A 14478-nucleotide genomic window follows, 5' to 3' on the forward strand; every position below is an offset into this window, starting at 1 on the left:
ATTAATTACCCATTATGTTCTACGCACCTGATTCATTGACCATTGACTCACACCAGTTGTACTTAGAAATTCCCGAATCTTCACAGGTACAAGAGCAGCTGTACTCGACGGCTGGTGGTTGCGATCGCGCTAGAATTAATCAACTTTGTCTACAAGCATTTTTACCTTGGTTTTGCGAAGAAATCGCACCCCAAGCAAAAATTTATCCTAACTCTGCTGCATTACCCAGTTTTTGGGAGGTAGTTAATGGGAGTGCGATCGCTTTTGCTGGTTTGCGTCTTGTATTGATTCCTACTTTAGCGATGGATGATGATGAGTTGCGGGTGCAGCAAGAATGGGTAGATATTCCGGAGTGGGTTGCTGACTACTACGTAGGAATACAGGTAAATCCTGATGATGGTTGGATAAAAGTTGTTGGCTACACCACTCATCAGAATTTGAAAACCAAAGGAGTGTATGATACTGCTGACCGGACTTACAGCCTGGATGGGGAAGATTTAATTGCCGATTTGAATGTGCTGTGGGTTAGTCGGCAAGTGAATTGTGACGAAGTTTTACGCTCAGAGATTACACCTCTTGCATCTATTCCCACAACTCAAGCAGAAAACTTATTAGAACGGTTAGGCAATCCTGAGGTGAAATTTCCTCGTTTAGCTGTGCCATTTTCAGTTTGGGGTGCATTTTTGGCAAATGGCGGCTGGCGACAAAGATTATGCGATCGCCGTCAAGGTTTACCGGAACAACAATCAATTCCCCAATGGTTCCAAACCCAAGTAGCAAATTTAGCTCAACAAATGGGATGGGTGAAAAAGGAATTTATTTTAGCAGCAGCAGGAATGAGGAGTGGAACAGAAGTTATTGGCTTGTCTCGGCAACTAAGTATTGCTGGGAATACATACGAGTTATGTATTTTACCGCAAGGAGCGTCTGAAGATAGGATTTGGCGCTTTGAATTACGCAGTACAATTCCTGGTGGGCAAATTCCCGCTGGTTTGGCACTGCGACTGCTAACCGAAGACTTACAAAATTTTGAAAATAATGAAGATCGGGCGACAAATCCTGTAGATGTATTGTATATAGAAGTAATTTTGGAACCTGGAGAAGGATTGATTTGGGAAACACAACCTTTAGCTGAAGATTATGACCGAGAAATTTTACGGTTTTAAACGCAGCAAAATGTATCGGGGGCGATTCGGTTTTACAGTAGACCTCTTTTTTGTATCACGCAGAGGCGCAGAGAGAAGTCAGAGCGGCGGCTTCCGCCGATCTGAACTTCGGTGGGCGCAGAGAGGAGAACGCAAAGTAAGGACTTTTGCAAGAGGTCTAGTATCTGGCTGGATTTTTATTTTGCTGGTGTTGGTGACAGCATTTGTCTGTGTTATTGGTAGTCCCGTTGCTGCCAAAATGCCGATGCTAGAGTCTGCCAAATCTGAGAATGTCCAAAGGGTTGATTTGCTTGAACAAGGCAAAATGCTCTATGATGCTGGGCGGTTTGCGGAATCTGTGGAGATATTGCAACAAGCAGCGATCGCTTTTCGCAACCAAGGCGATGGACTTGGGCAAGCTGTGGCATTAAGTAATTTGGCGTTGGCATTTCAACAATTGGGTAAGTTGAAACCAGCACAGCAGGTAATTACTGAGAGTATGAAAGTGCTGGAAAGAAGTCCAGAAAATGCAAATAAGGTTTTAGCACCGATTTTAGATGTTCAAGGAAGTATTCAATTAGACTTAGGGCAAACTCAACAGGCATTGCAAACTTGGCAACGTGCCGAAGGAATTTATCAGCAATTAGGCGATCGCAATGGTATTATCCAGACTCGCATCAACCAAGCACAAGCATGGCAAGTTTTGGGGTTTTATCGTCGCAGTTTAACATTATCGACACAATTGCAAGAGGAGTTACGATCGCAACCAGACTCGATTACTAAAGTTGTAGAATTGCGATCGCTTGGAGATGCATTGCAATTAGCTGGAAATTTACAACAATCTCGTCAGGTATTGCAGCAAAGTCTAGAAATTGCTCAAAAATTAAAGTCTCCAGAAAATGTCAGTGCTGCTTTGTTCAGTTTAGGCAATGGAGCGCGAGTACAGCAAGATTTAGCAAGCGCGATCGCTTTTTATCAACAAGCTGCTACTGTAGCACCTAACCCGATTATTAAAATTCAAGCTCAAATTAATCAGTTAAGTTTGCTTGTTAACAAAGCACAAATCACAACTGCACAACAATTATTTCCGCAGATTCAAACTCAACTTGCCAATTTACCACCGTCGAGTGCAACTATTTATGCCCGGATTTATCTAGTTCAAAGCTTGCTGAAATTAAAAGAACCTACTCCCTTAGTAATTGCTGAAATTTCCGCCGCTGCTGTACAACAAGCTAGAGATATCGGAGATGAGCGAGCTTTGAGTTTTGCCTTGGGTACTTTGGGCAGTGTTTACGAACAAACTCAGCAATGGTCAACTGCTCAAGAACTTACCCAACAAGCACTCGATATAGCTCAAGCTATCGATGCACCAGATATTGCTTATCGTTGGCATTGGCAGATAGGACGCTTATTAAAACAGCAAGGAAATATAATAAGTGCCATCGCTGCTTACGATCTCGCAGTTGATGAGTTGCAAACTCTCCGCAGCGACTTGGTAGCTGTAAATCGTGATGTGCAATTCTCGTTTAAAGAAAGTGTCGAACCTGTTTATCGACAGTCAGTAGAATTATTATTGCAGTCCTACAAAACTAATAAAAGCGAACAAAATTTAGACAAAGCTAGGCAGAGAATGGAAGCACTACAACTAGCAGAATTAGATGACTTCTTTAGAGAAGCTTGTCTGCAAGCAAAAACAGTTTTGCTTGATACAGTTGTAGACCAAGAAAATCCCACAACAGCGATTATTTATCCTATTATTCTGCCCCAGCAACTACACGTAATTGTTAAAATTCCCAAACAACCCCTGCACCATTATGCAATTGAGAAATCACAAGCTGAAGTAGAAGATATTCTCAAGCAAATCCGGGAGTATATCCTCGAACCTGACAGAACCGATGAAGTAGATTTGCTGTCTCAACAAGTATATAACTGGTTAATTAAACCAGTTGAGTCTGATTTAAAAAATAGTAAAGTCGATACTTTAGTATTTGTATTGGATGGAGCATTACGGAATGTACCAATAGCTGCTCTCTATGATGGTCAACAATATTTAGTGGAAAAGTACGCAGTTGCTCTCAATTTGGGATTGCAATTGATTGAATCGAAACCTTTAACCCAAACAAAACTTAACGTCCTAGCTGCTGGTTTAGTAGAACCGCCACCAAACTTTCAACAGCAATTTCCCCCACTGCCAGAAATTAAGTCGGAATTCAATTTTATTTCTCAAGCAGGAGTGACTACCACCGAATTATTAGACCGACAATTTAATAGTAAGAATCTAGAAACTAAGGTAAATGCCACGCCGTTTAACATATTACATCTGGCAACTCACGGTCAATTTAGTTCTCGTCCAGAAGATACTTTTATACTTGCTGCTGATGGGCCGATTAATGTTACCCAGTTTGATAGTTTGTTGCGCCGTCGAGATGAAACTCAAACACAAAGCTTAGAAATGTTGGTATTGAGTGCTTGTCAAACTGCTGTTGGTGATAATCGCGCTACGCTAGGGCTGGCAGGTGCATCCGTGAAGGCGGGAGCGCGTAGTACTTTAGCTTCGCTGTGGCATATTAATGATAAATCCACCGCTATTTTAATTGGTGAGTTCTACCGTGAGTTAGCTAAAGCTAAAGTAACGAAAGCAGAAGCTTTGCGTCGCGCTCAGGTGGCTTTGTTGAAAAATTATCCTAATTACAATCGTCCAATTTTTTGGGCACCTTATGTATTAATTGGACAGTGGCGTTGATTTAGCAAGAAAGGCAGAGGGCAGGCGGCAGAAGGTAATTTTGATTCCTGTCCTCTGCTCTTTGCATAGCTGCCTTCTTCACGACAATCTATTAGATTCACGACTAAATTAAACGACATAATCTGACTTTATCTCTAATTTTTGCACCTAATCTTTGATAAAATTTAATTCCGCGATCGTTGGATATTGCTACAGTCCAATCAATTCTGGCACAACCTTTTTCTTGTGCTATCTGGCGCAAGCGTAGTACCAGCGCCTCACCAATTTTGTGATTTCGATGTTCGGCTTTCACATATAAGTCATCAAGCCAAATTCCAGGTTTGGCTAAAAAAGTTGAATAAATAAAATGATAAGTTGCCAACCCAATTGCTTCGCCATCAACCTCAGCTAAAAGCACAAAAGCAAGAGGCTTTTCTCCAAATAAATCAACTTCTAACTTTTTAGGAGTTGCTTCTACAGATTCAGGACAACCATCAAATTCGGCTTTCAAATAAATTAATTCCATGATGGTAGGAATATCTTGTTGGTTCGCATGGCGAATTAAAATATTTTTACCTGCCATTCCCTGAATACTCGTATTGGGGAAGAATTTCTGTTTCATTTTTTGCTGCATTTATCCATTCTTGCATTGCGTTTAGTGCTAAAATTGCCTCTACGTAACCTCTAGAATCTGCGTCTAGCTGCACATCATAAGCTACGAAACGTAAAACAACTGGAGCAAAAAACGCATCAGCAATTGTGAAATTGCCAAATAAAAAATTGCCATCAGCCCCAAATTTTTGACGTGATTCTTTCCAGATACTAGTAATGCGGTCAATATCTTGTTGTACGCCAAGCGCTAAACCTTTACCAGGGTATTTAGTCCGGCAATTCATCGGCATATTTTGACGCAAATTTTGAAAACCTGAGTGCATTTCCGCAGTAATAGAACGAGCATAAGCTCTTGCCGTTTTATCTTCTGGCCACCATTGCAAAGTCGGAAATGTTTCAGCTAGGTATTCACAAATAGCAAGAGAATCCCATACAGTTAGTGTATCGTGTAATAGTGCTGGTACTTTTCCTGATGGCGAGTATTGCCGAGTTTTTGATGCAGAATCTGAACCGTAAAGCGGAATCCGAATTTCATCGAATTCCAAGCCAAATTGCTTCATCGCTAACCAAGGACGCAGCGACCAAGATGAATAATTTTTATTGCCAATTACCAAAGTTAGTTGTGCCATGTTTTAGTATCTGTAAAGCTGTTCAATCCACATAGAAAGTTCAACTTCCGAACCCGAAGCAAAAGATTTGCCAGTTACAGGGTCGTAAGCTTGCCAATAAATATTACCGTAGCGATCGACTTTTTGTGTAACTTGTAATTCGTTAGGATCTGCTAGAAGTTGTTTGATAAATTTTTCCCAAATATTATGCAGAGATTTCCAAAAGTTAAAATTAAATTTTTCCTGGAATGAAGAGTTAGAAGTTATGTCTATTCTTTTTGCTTCTAGACATTTTTTATGATTACTCATAAAATTATTCCTGACAATTGCTCTATAAATAAACACTAGCAACGCCGTAGCGAACAATCAAATCATGGCTTGCATAGCTTCTATAAATATGATTTATAGATACGAGAAATCATTAATACAAGCTTTTTGTCACAATTAAGTCAGGATGCGTATACTCTTGTTCTCATAAATTGACCATGAAACTCTCCCAACTTCGAGCCATAGTTGCAGTAGCAGAACGTGGTAACTTTAGTGAAGCAGCCTCAGAATTGCAGCTTTCTCAGCCTGCAATCAGTCATGCGATCGCCACTTTAGAAGAAGAATTAGGTGTGCCTTTATTTGCCAGAGGTCGTCACGGTGCAGTATTAACACCTGCTGGCGAACGTATACTATATCACGCGCGTCAGGCAATGCAACATCTAGAGATGATGCAACACGAAGCAAATCTACACAAAGGTTTACATGGCGGTCATGTGAGAATTGCGGCTTTTCGCAGTGTGGCTACTCATTTATTACCAAAAGCGATCGCTCAGTTTCACGACCAGTTTCCAGAAGTTGCTGTCACCATTATAGAGTGTGCTGCTTTCACCGATGTAGAACAATGTTTGCGCGACGGACGTGCCGATATTGGTATTACGTGTCTCCCAACTAGTGATGAGTTTGAGACTTGGGAAATTTTTCGCGATGAATATCTAGCTTTGCTACCACCACAAGCCAAAATTCACAGCAAAGCAATTACTTGGGAAGACATCGCAGCCTATCCGCCAGTTATGCTTCCTTGTACTCCCTGCGGACGCATTCTTCACAACCACCTCAAAAATTTAGCAATTCCCATAACTACTGCTACCGATATTCAAGAAGATTCCACAGTTGTGAGTATGGTAAACCAAGGACTTAGGGCTGCTATTATGCCCCTTTTAGCAGCCGTACCTATTCCGCCAAAGGTGCAGGTATACAGTTTACCCGCACCTCTTGAAAGAGTAATTGCAACAGCAATTTTATCCAATGGTTTGCAAGTACCTGCAGTATTTACATTTTTGGAAATGTTGCAAAAATTTGATTTTTATACTTTAGCTAAATCAGCTTATTAATATAGGAGTAAAGACGCGATTTATCGCGTCTAATGCCCTAATTAAATTTTAAGTCAGTCTGCGTTTAACTTCCTCTGCCAAATTTTCCAATAACACTTCTACTTGTTCGCCTGTTTTCAAATTTTTCAGAGAAGATTTATTGGCTGCTGCTTCCTCAGAACCAATAATTACGCAAAATTGAATTCCTTGTTTATCTGCTAACTGAAATTGTTTACCCAGAGGACGCTTATCAAAGTTAGTGATAACATTAATTCCCGCTTGACGCAGTTGTTGAGAAACTTTTAAATAAGTCGGCATTAAATCATCTTGCATATTGACTACCATCACCTGTGCTGGTGTAGCAGCTAAGGTACTCAAAATACCTGCTTTGAGCAATCGACTAATTAAGCGAGTTAAGCCAATAGAAATGCCAACACCAGGCATCTTTTCGCCTAAAAATACTCCGACTAATTCTTCATATCTACCGCCAGAACAAATACTACCTAAAGCTTCATGTCCTAATAAAGTTGTTTCGTAAACTGTACCAGTATAGTAATCAAGCCCACGAGCAATAGATAAATCAATACAGAAACGATTTTCGGCAACGCCAAGATTACGCACGCCTGTAATTACCGTTTCTAATTCGGTAACGCCCAAGCTTAATTGTTCGGTTTCTGGAAGATTGTTTGCTAGGTGTTTGAGCTTATCTAATACTTCATCAACTGAGCCATCTATTTTAATAAACTCAATGATTTTTTCAGCTTGCTCAGCAGAAATTCCCTCTTTTTCTAAATCCTGTTTTACTTTATTTTGTCCAACTTTTTCTAGGGTATCAACAACACTGATGCAAGATTTAATTTGGTTTTCGGCAATTCCTACTGATTTAAAGAAACCTGTAAGAACTTTGCGGTTATTGATGCGGATGATAAAATTGCCGATATTAATTGCTTCAAATATTTCAGCGATAATTGCAGGCATTTGAGCGTCATACAGTAAACTCAGTTCCCGACGAGCAACTACATCAATATCGCATTGGCGAAACTGACGAAAACGCCCATCTTTTGCCCGTTCTCCGCGAAAAACTACATCCATTTGGTAGCGGGCAAAAGGAAAGGTTAATTCATTGAGGTGACGAGCAATGTAAGCTGCTAATGGCACTGTTTGGTCAAACTTTAATGCCCTTGCTTCGGAACCAGTTTCGCCTGATTTATCTTTTTCGGCTTGGCGATTTGGTGGCAAGATGGGATCAATTCCATAAATGATATTGTCGCCTTGGTTTCCTTTAGCTTGTAGGACTTCTAAACGTTCTACTGCTGGGGTTTCAATGGGCGTAAATCCATAGCTTTCAAAAACTCTACGGATGGTATCTAATAAATATAATTCTAGGCGCTTTTCGCTAGGCAGAAATTCTGGGAAACCGCTAGGAGTAGAAAAGTTTATTTTGTCACCTTTTGCCATGCGTATACCTTAGGAAGTTGAGATTTGAGATAGTTAAATAATTGATAGGTAATAAATAATAATCCGAATGATTACTAATTAGCAACGCTATTTAAAATTACTAATTGATATAACCAACAAATGTAAAATACCATATTATAACTTTGATTATCCAAGTGTTAACACTCCTGACATCATATCTACTACTAAACGCTGATTTTTCAACCATTGACGACCAAGTAAAACTTCTGTTAGAAATTCACCAACATGTACAGGAATCTCAAATTCTTGTTCATCTATTCTTACCTTACCAAGATAAATATCAAAATCTGATTCCCCCTGTGCAGTTCGTAGTAAACGTGTCTGCACATAAATCCAATCAAGCCCTTGTAAATCTTGCTCGTTGATAGCTAACCACCCAGAAAAGCCTGTATCTAAGAGGACATTAACTGTTAGGTCTAATCCATTAACAGCAATCAAATCAATTTCAAAAAATAGTTCATCATCATCGCCAAACCAACCCTGAATCATATTGTTCCAGAAATCCCTGTCTCATTAATTCTGAAAAGAAATAACGGTATATTACCAGGGTGTTTCTGATGCGCCATCTGCATAGCTACTTCTTCGTTGCTATCAATGAAATAGTCACCGCTATCTGGCTCAACTACCATATACCAGTTGTAGTAATTTTTGATTAACTCTGGTTGAACTCGGTCAAAAATCTCTTTGCAACGCTGGTGAAATTTATTTCGTTCGGCTTGACGTTGGGCTTTCTGTTCTGGCGACCACTCAAACTCAGGAAAGATTCTTCCCCTATTTAATGGGCGTGTAGGTTTTACGTCAGTCATTGTTGTTTCTCGCTTTTAATTTACAACAGCTAAAGTTTTATGTTAGTAGGGTGTGTTACTGCTGAGGGTACGGCATCATTTGAGATTTTCGGTGTGTTAGGAGTTACGTCCATAACGCACCCTACAAAATTAAAACTCGATCGCTTTATTTTAACCGTTGTTCTTGAATGAGGGTGCGTTGAAATATTTGACCGTTTTTAAACCAATGCCAAGTACGGGCGCGATTGTTATTGTCTGGACTAATGTAAATCATTTCATATAAACTCATTTCTGGGTTTGTTTTATAAGCAAACCACAAAATCACAATAGAATCGTCAGCTTCCCAGGCTTTGCCGTCAATGCGCTCGGTGTCAAACCAAAGTTTATTATCTTTATAGATTCCGGGAAATTCATATTCTTCTTTTTTTCCGTTAGCCCATGTGTAGCGGTTGATTTGGTAGTAAGGATGAGGGCCGTTTTCAGGAAATTGACAAGTTAAGTGAGATTCGTAGCTGTCAATGATTTTTCCGGCTGTATCAACTAATGTATAAGTGCCTACCCAATCTCCTTCATGACGGGCAAGCACGGGCATTCCTTCTTTGATATTAGACATGGTTATTCACCTTTTATTGTTCTAACATTTTGAAAAATCGGGTAAAGTAATCTGGAAAAGTTTTTGCCGTACAACCTGGGTCTTTAATTACAATGCCTGGAACTTTTAAGCCTGTAACAGCAAATGCCATTGCCATGCGATGATCGTGATAGGTTTCAATTGCTGCCGGAGTAATCGCGCCTGGTTCAATCTTTAGTCTATCGGGGAATTCTTCAACCTGAACTCCCAGGCGACGCAATTCGGTAACTACGGCGTGAATGCGGTCGGTTTCTTTGTAGCGAATATGTTCGACATTGCGAATGGTAACAGCTGAGGTGGCAAAGGGAGCGATCGCTCCTAATGTTTGCACCAAATCTGAGATATCATTCATGTCAATATCGATACCCTGTAATTGCTCTGGCCCTCTAACTTCGATGTAATCATCGCCTTCACGAATTTGGCAACCCATCTGTTCTAAGACGTTGAGCCAAAGAATATCACCTTGACAAGATTGTTTGGTCAAATACTTAACCCGCACTCGTCCACCAGTGACGGCGGCGGCGGCAAAAAAGTAAGAAGCATTCGACGCATCTGGTTCTATTGTGTAATGTCGAGGCTGGTAACGCTGACCTGCTTTTATTTGGAATTGATTTTCGCTGATTTGATTTACTTCTACGCCAAAATCCGCCATCAACTTACAAGTCATTTTCACGTAAGATTGCGAAACCAACGTCCCCTCAACCTCGATAATTGTGTCTTGTTGAGCATAAGGCGCAATCATTAATAATGCCGAAAGTTGCTGACTTGTTTGGTTAGCTTTTAAGCGAAAATGCCCCCCAGTAAATTGCCCACCGTAGATGGTGTAGGGCATAAAATCAGGATTTCCCTGGAAGTTAACGGTTATGCCGCTACTTTGCAGCACCTTTAGCAAGTCGCCCATCGGTCGTTCTCGCATCCGGGGAACGCCATCTAGACGATATTCGCCATTGCCTAGTGCTACCAGTGCCGAGATAAACCTTGCTGCCGTACCTGCTAAACCAACAAATAAATCTGCTTGTTTTGCGGGAATTTCGCCTCCCTTCCCTGAGATTTGAATTTGAGCCAGGTCAGGATTTAGGGTAATAGGGATGCCTAATTGCTCTAAACATTTAGCAAAATAATTGCTGTCTTCACTAAATAAGGCATTTTCTAAAATAGAGTCACCTTGCGCTAAGGCTGCGACAAGTAATGCCCGATTAGTAATACTTTTAGAACCAGGAATCTCTACCGTGGCGTCTATTGGGCGATTCAGAGCAGGGATGGCAATGGTATCCACTTTAAACCTCAGTGCAGGCGATCGGCTACAACTTAATTATGTTCGCATATTATTGGGGATTGGGGACTGGGAAATCAGATACAGCAGATTGCTGTTTGGTGAGGTACAGGTTATTGTAAGGGCACAACATTGTTGTGCCCCTACCCGTCTACCTCATTTAGCTGAAAAATGCTGTAAGTTAATTTTTGCAAGTGGATGCAATCGCATTGCGACTCGATGCAACTCAATTGCGGCTCGATGCAACTCAATTGCGACTCGATGCAACTCAATTGCGACTCGATGCAACTCAATTGCGGCTCGATGCAACTCAATTGCGGCTCGATGCAACTCAATTGTGACTCGATGCAACTCAATTGCGAGTCGATGCAACTCAATTGCGAGTCGATGCAACTCAATTGCAGAGCAATATAAGCAGAAAAAATAATAAATGCCACAATAATAGAAGCCACGCAGAAGTATTATGACTACAGCCCAACGATTGACGTTTGAGCAATATTTAGAAATAGATGATGGGACGAAAAAGCGTTATGAACTTGTTGATGGGAGGCTAATAGAATTGCCACCAGAGTCAGAACTAAATACGTCCATTGCAAATTACCTGTTCTTGCTATTAGTTAATGCTGAAATGCCTTTTCGACGGGTACAGCCTCATGTTTGCGAACTTCAGGTACCAGTCCTTGAGGCTGGCGATCCTGCAAATCGCTACCCTGATTTGGTAATTCTTCGGGAGGAACACTTAGAGCTAACCCGGAAGCGGTTGACTATTACTTTTGACGTTCTTCCACCGCACTTGGTAGTCGAAGTGGTGTCCCCAGGTGAGAGTAATCCGGATAGAGACTATGTGCGGAAGCAGAAACAATATGCAGCACGTGGTGTTCCTGAATACTGGCTGATTGACCCACAGGAGTTGGCGATCGCTATTCTACAATTGTCAGAAGGTAGTTATCGTCAAGCTGGCAGATTTACCGGGAGTACGCAGATTAAATCTCCAGAACTGGAACGCTTGGGTATTCACCTACAAATAACAGCCGAACAAATTTTTGATGTCGTTAAGTAGTTTAGTGCGAATAATCGCAACCAATATCACTCCCCATTCCCCATGCCCAATGCCCAATGCCCCATGCCCAATGCCCTATTCCCCATTCCCAAACCACCAAGGGTCATTACTGGCATTGGTTTTAATCAAAAAAGCTTTTTTCCGCGTGAACCGCTTTATTGCTGCTGCACCCATGCGCGAACCTCCGAGTCCGGAGAATTTGAAGGCGTTTTTCTCTCCTTCGTGCATAATGGCGGTGAGTGCGGCATCGTTAATACTGATGGCACCTGCTTCTATATGCTGGGCGACTTCCAAGGCTTCTGCTTCTGACTCAGCAAATACAGCCGCACTCAGTCCATAAATCGAGTCGTTTGCTAGAGATATTGCTTGCTCAACTGTACTAAAAGGCATAATTGGCATAAGGGGGCCAAAAGTTTCTTCGGTCATTAATTTCATGGAATGGTTGACCTGAGTCAGCACTGTGGGACGACACCACCAACCTCCACCTAAGTCTTCAATGACGCCGCCACAGTGAATTACTGCTCCTTTTTCTACTGCGTCTAAAAGATGGTCGCTAATAATTGCTGCTTGTCTTTCGGCAATGATGGGGCCAATTTCTCCACTTTCAAGGGTGGGATAAGCTAATTCAAGGCGAGAAGCTCTGGCTATTAGTAAATGGTAAAACTTTTCAAATATGGATTCGGCAACGTAAATTCGCTCGATTGATAAGCATGACTGTCCGGTGTTGACGACGGAACCCCACAATATAGCTGAGGTCGCTAAGTCTAAGTTGGCTGATTCTAAAACGATCGCTGGATCTTTTCCACCTAATTCCAAAAAAGCTGGAATAAATTGTTTAGCAGCTGCCTGGGCTACTTTTCTTCCTGTGGCAACGCTACCTGTAAAGCATACTAAATCTACATTTTCAATTAAAGTAGCTCCGGTTTCTCCTGCTCCTTCAACAAAAGTTAATACGTCGCGCAATTTCGGCACGGCGTTGAGTGCTGTAACCAGCGGTGCTACGAAGCGGGGAGCAATTTCGCTGGGTTTGACAATTACAGCACAACCCGCCAGTAATGCGGGAATGGTATCAATGGTAGACAGTAATAGCGGAAAGTTCCACGGACTAATGATACCAACTAGAGGATAAGGTACTGATGCTTGTTGCAAAGCAATGAAGGGAATTGCTGTGTTTTTGGAAGTTTCTTGTAGCAATTCCGGTGCTAACCTGCACCAACGGTCGATGCTAGAAAGAAAAGAATCGATTTCTAATACTGAAGTTGATAATCTGCCTGTATCATTTACCAAAGCTTCCGTTAAGCGATCGCGTGTAGATAATATCGCTTCCTTCCACTGTTGTAAAGCTTCGATTCTCCCTTCTATACCTATTTTTTGCCAATGAACCTGCGCCCGACGCATACGCCTACATTGCTGTACCAGCAACCTGGGAGGCGGCGGGATAATTACATAGTCATATTTACCAGTTCGGGGGTTACGGACTTCTATTGGTTTTGTATTAGTCATTAGTCAAGACCCTTCGGTAAGGGAAAAGGGTAAAGGTTAAAGGGAAAAGGGAAGAATTTTGTTTAATTCCTTACTTTTCACCAACAGAAAAGGCAAAAGCTTAGAGGGAAAGGGGAAGAACTTTGTTTAATTCCTTTTCCCTTTGCCCTTTTCCCCTTCCCCTTGGCGAAGCCATTTCCCCGTACCCAATTCAAATTATTCCTAATTGTGCTAACCGTTCAATGGTGGCTTGCTGGGTTTGCAGGAAGTGTTTGCGGTCTACTTCTTTATTCAGCATAGTATTAGCGGGGTAAAAGTGTGACATTTGATAACTTTCGGCGTAGAGTTCAAATCGTTGGCGTGCAAGTAAATTATTTAACCCTGGTCGGCGGCGATCGCGGCGTAATGCTGCTAAATCAATTTCGCCAAATGCTGCCATACTTTCGCCTGCGCCTGTTTCAGCTATGACTATTCCGCGATGATCGATGATTTTTGAACCGCCATCAGCGGAAGCTATGGGGATAGCAATATTAGCGATACCTGCGGTATTAGCTGATACTACATAAGCTGAATTTTCTACGGCGCGAGTAATTTTTGCCGCGTCTTTGGGCGTGAGGTTTTTGTTATACACTTCGGAAGTAGAATGCACAAAAATCTCTGCTCCTCGCATCGCTAGACAACGCGCTACTTCTGGATACAAAATTTCTTCTGATGCTAAAGCTGCTAAATTACCGATGTCAGTTTTGGCTACGGGGAAAACTCCCTCTAAACCATAGCAGTCGAGATATTTATCCCAAACGTCATGGGGAGTAGGAGCAAATAAAGAATTTAGTCGCCGATAGCGTAAAATAATTGAGCCAGAAGGGTCAAGTATAAAGCAGGTTTGAAAGTATAATCCGGGAAAGTTGGGGTCAACTTCGTAGGCGTTACCAGCCAAAAAGATTTTATGCTTTTGGGCAATTTTCCCCAGTGCTTCGTACTCAGCACCAGCCATTTCTATACAAGCTTTTTCTGCCCATCCGGCGAGAGTATCTCCCATTGGAAAACCTGTAAGAAAATATTCCGGCAGCACAATTAAACGACAATCAAAACCAATGAAAGCGATACTAGCTGCAATTTGTTGCGCTAGGCGATCGATCGAGTTTAGCATGAGCGATCGCGCTTCGTGGCGATCGGTTGCTTGATTCACTGCATGACAGGTAACTTGCAGTGCTAAGGCACGGTATGAATCAGAATTGGGCATGGGGAGATGGGGAGCAGGGGAGGCAGGGGGAGCAGGGGAAGAAAAAAACTAATCACTAATGACCAATGACTAATGACCAA

The 14478-nt window shown here is 41.7% G+C and carries 15 protein-coding genes; 5 read left to right on the forward strand and 10 right to left on the reverse strand.

Annotated features, from left to right (window positions below; translation table 11 throughout):
* The first annotated feature begins 14 nt into the window (after positions 1–14).
* Both NSTC745_RS25815 and NSTC745_RS25820 read left to right on the forward strand, forming a co-directional pair.
* Positions 15–1166 carry a DUF1822 family protein gene (locus NSTC745_RS25815; RefSeq protein WP_445633527.1) on the forward strand — a complete coding sequence of 384 codons (1152 nt, stop codon included), beginning with the start codon at positions 15–17 and terminating at the stop codon, positions 1164–1166.
* Positions 1141–3888, forward strand: coding sequence for a CHAT domain-containing protein (locus tag NSTC745_RS25820; protein ID WP_445633528.1), 2748 nt, complete (start codon positions 1141–1143; stop codon positions 3886–3888). Before NSTC745_RS25815 ends, NSTC745_RS25820 begins: the two co-directional genes overlap by 26 nt.
* Positions 3889–3991: 103 nt before the next feature.
* On the opposite strand, the gene NSTC745_RS25825 is transcribed toward NSTC745_RS25820, so the two are convergent.
* From NSTC745_RS25825 to NSTC745_RS25835, 3 genes are read right to left on the reverse strand one after another with little or no spacing between them, the layout of a single operon-like run.
* Positions 3992–4450 (reverse strand): GNAT family N-acetyltransferase, encoded by a 459-nt coding sequence (locus NSTC745_RS25825; protein ID WP_445633529.1) that lies wholly within the window; start codon positions 4448–4450, stop codon positions 3992–3994.
* Positions 4440–5108, reverse strand: coding sequence for a glutathione S-transferase family protein (locus NSTC745_RS25830; RefSeq protein WP_445633530.1), 669 nt, complete (start codon positions 5106–5108; stop codon positions 4440–4442). Before NSTC745_RS25830 ends, NSTC745_RS25825 begins: the two co-directional genes overlap by 11 nt.
* Before the next feature lie 3 nt (positions 5109–5111).
* Positions 5112–5396 carry a hypothetical protein gene (locus NSTC745_RS25835; protein ID WP_445633531.1) on the reverse strand — a complete coding sequence of 95 codons (285 nt, stop codon included), beginning with the start codon at positions 5394–5396 and terminating at the stop codon, positions 5112–5114.
* A 176-nt stretch (positions 5397–5572) separates the two neighbouring features.
* Here NSTC745_RS25835 and NSTC745_RS25840 point away from each other — a divergent pair, with 176 nt between their 5' ends.
* The gene (locus tag NSTC745_RS25840; protein ID WP_445633532.1) at positions 5573–6466 is read left to right on the forward strand and encodes a LysR family transcriptional regulator; all 894 of its coding nucleotides are present in this window, start codon (positions 5573–5575) and stop codon (positions 6464–6466) included.
* A gap of 48 nt (positions 6467–6514) precedes the next feature.
* Here NSTC745_RS25840 and hisS read toward each other — a convergent pair whose 3' ends face one another.
* From hisS to aroA, 5 genes are all read right to left on the reverse strand, one after another.
* On the reverse strand, positions 6515–7903 hold the full coding sequence (hisS, locus tag NSTC745_RS25845; protein ID WP_445633533.1) for a histidine--tRNA ligase: 1389 nt from the start codon (positions 7901–7903) through the stop codon (positions 6515–6517).
* Positions 7904–8050: 147 nt separating this feature from the next.
* Positions 8051–8413, reverse strand: a complete 363-nt coding sequence (locus tag NSTC745_RS25850; protein WP_445633534.1) for an aspartyl protease — start codon at positions 8411–8413, stop codon at positions 8051–8053.
* A complete protein-coding gene (locus tag NSTC745_RS25855; RefSeq protein WP_445633535.1) occupies positions 8410–8730 on the reverse strand; it encodes a hypothetical protein in 321 nt (106 codons plus the stop codon). Before NSTC745_RS25855 ends, NSTC745_RS25850 begins: the two co-directional genes overlap by 4 nt.
* A gap of 145 nt (positions 8731–8875) precedes the next feature.
* Positions 8876–9322: a DUF3598 family protein gene (locus NSTC745_RS25860; protein ID WP_445633536.1), complete on the reverse strand. Its 447-nt coding sequence runs from the start codon at positions 9320–9322 to the stop codon at positions 8876–8878.
* A gap of 13 nt (positions 9323–9335) precedes the next feature.
* Positions 9336–10616 carry a 3-phosphoshikimate 1-carboxyvinyltransferase gene (gene aroA, locus NSTC745_RS25865; RefSeq protein WP_445633537.1) on the reverse strand — a complete coding sequence of 427 codons (1281 nt, stop codon included), beginning with the start codon at positions 10614–10616 and terminating at the stop codon, positions 9336–9338.
* A 191-nt stretch (positions 10617–10807) separates the two neighbouring features.
* Between aroA and NSTC745_RS25870 the strand changes: the two genes are divergently transcribed.
* Positions 10808–10954: a hypothetical protein gene (locus NSTC745_RS25870; RefSeq protein ID WP_445633538.1), complete on the forward strand. Its 147-nt coding sequence runs from the start codon at positions 10808–10810 to the stop codon at positions 10952–10954.
* A gap of 122 nt (positions 10955–11076) precedes the next feature.
* Entirely contained in the window at positions 11077–11673 is a 597-nt protein-coding gene (locus NSTC745_RS25875; RefSeq protein ID WP_445633539.1) for a Uma2 family endonuclease, read from the forward strand.
* A 75-nt stretch (positions 11674–11748) separates the two neighbouring features.
* Here NSTC745_RS25875 and NSTC745_RS25880 read toward each other — a convergent pair whose 3' ends face one another.
* The gene (locus NSTC745_RS25880) at positions 11749–13176 is read right to left on the reverse strand and encodes an aldehyde dehydrogenase family protein (RefSeq protein WP_445633540.1); all 1428 of its coding nucleotides are present in this window, start codon (positions 13174–13176) and stop codon (positions 11749–11751) included.
* Positions 13177–13366: 190 nt separating this feature from the next.
* Positions 13367–14398: a nitrilase-related carbon-nitrogen hydrolase gene (locus NSTC745_RS25885; protein WP_445633541.1), complete on the reverse strand. Its 1032-nt coding sequence runs from the start codon at positions 14396–14398 to the stop codon at positions 13367–13369.
* Positions 14399–14478 lie beyond the last annotated feature (80 nt).

Source organism: Nostoc sp. DSM 114161 (assembly GCF_052692665.1).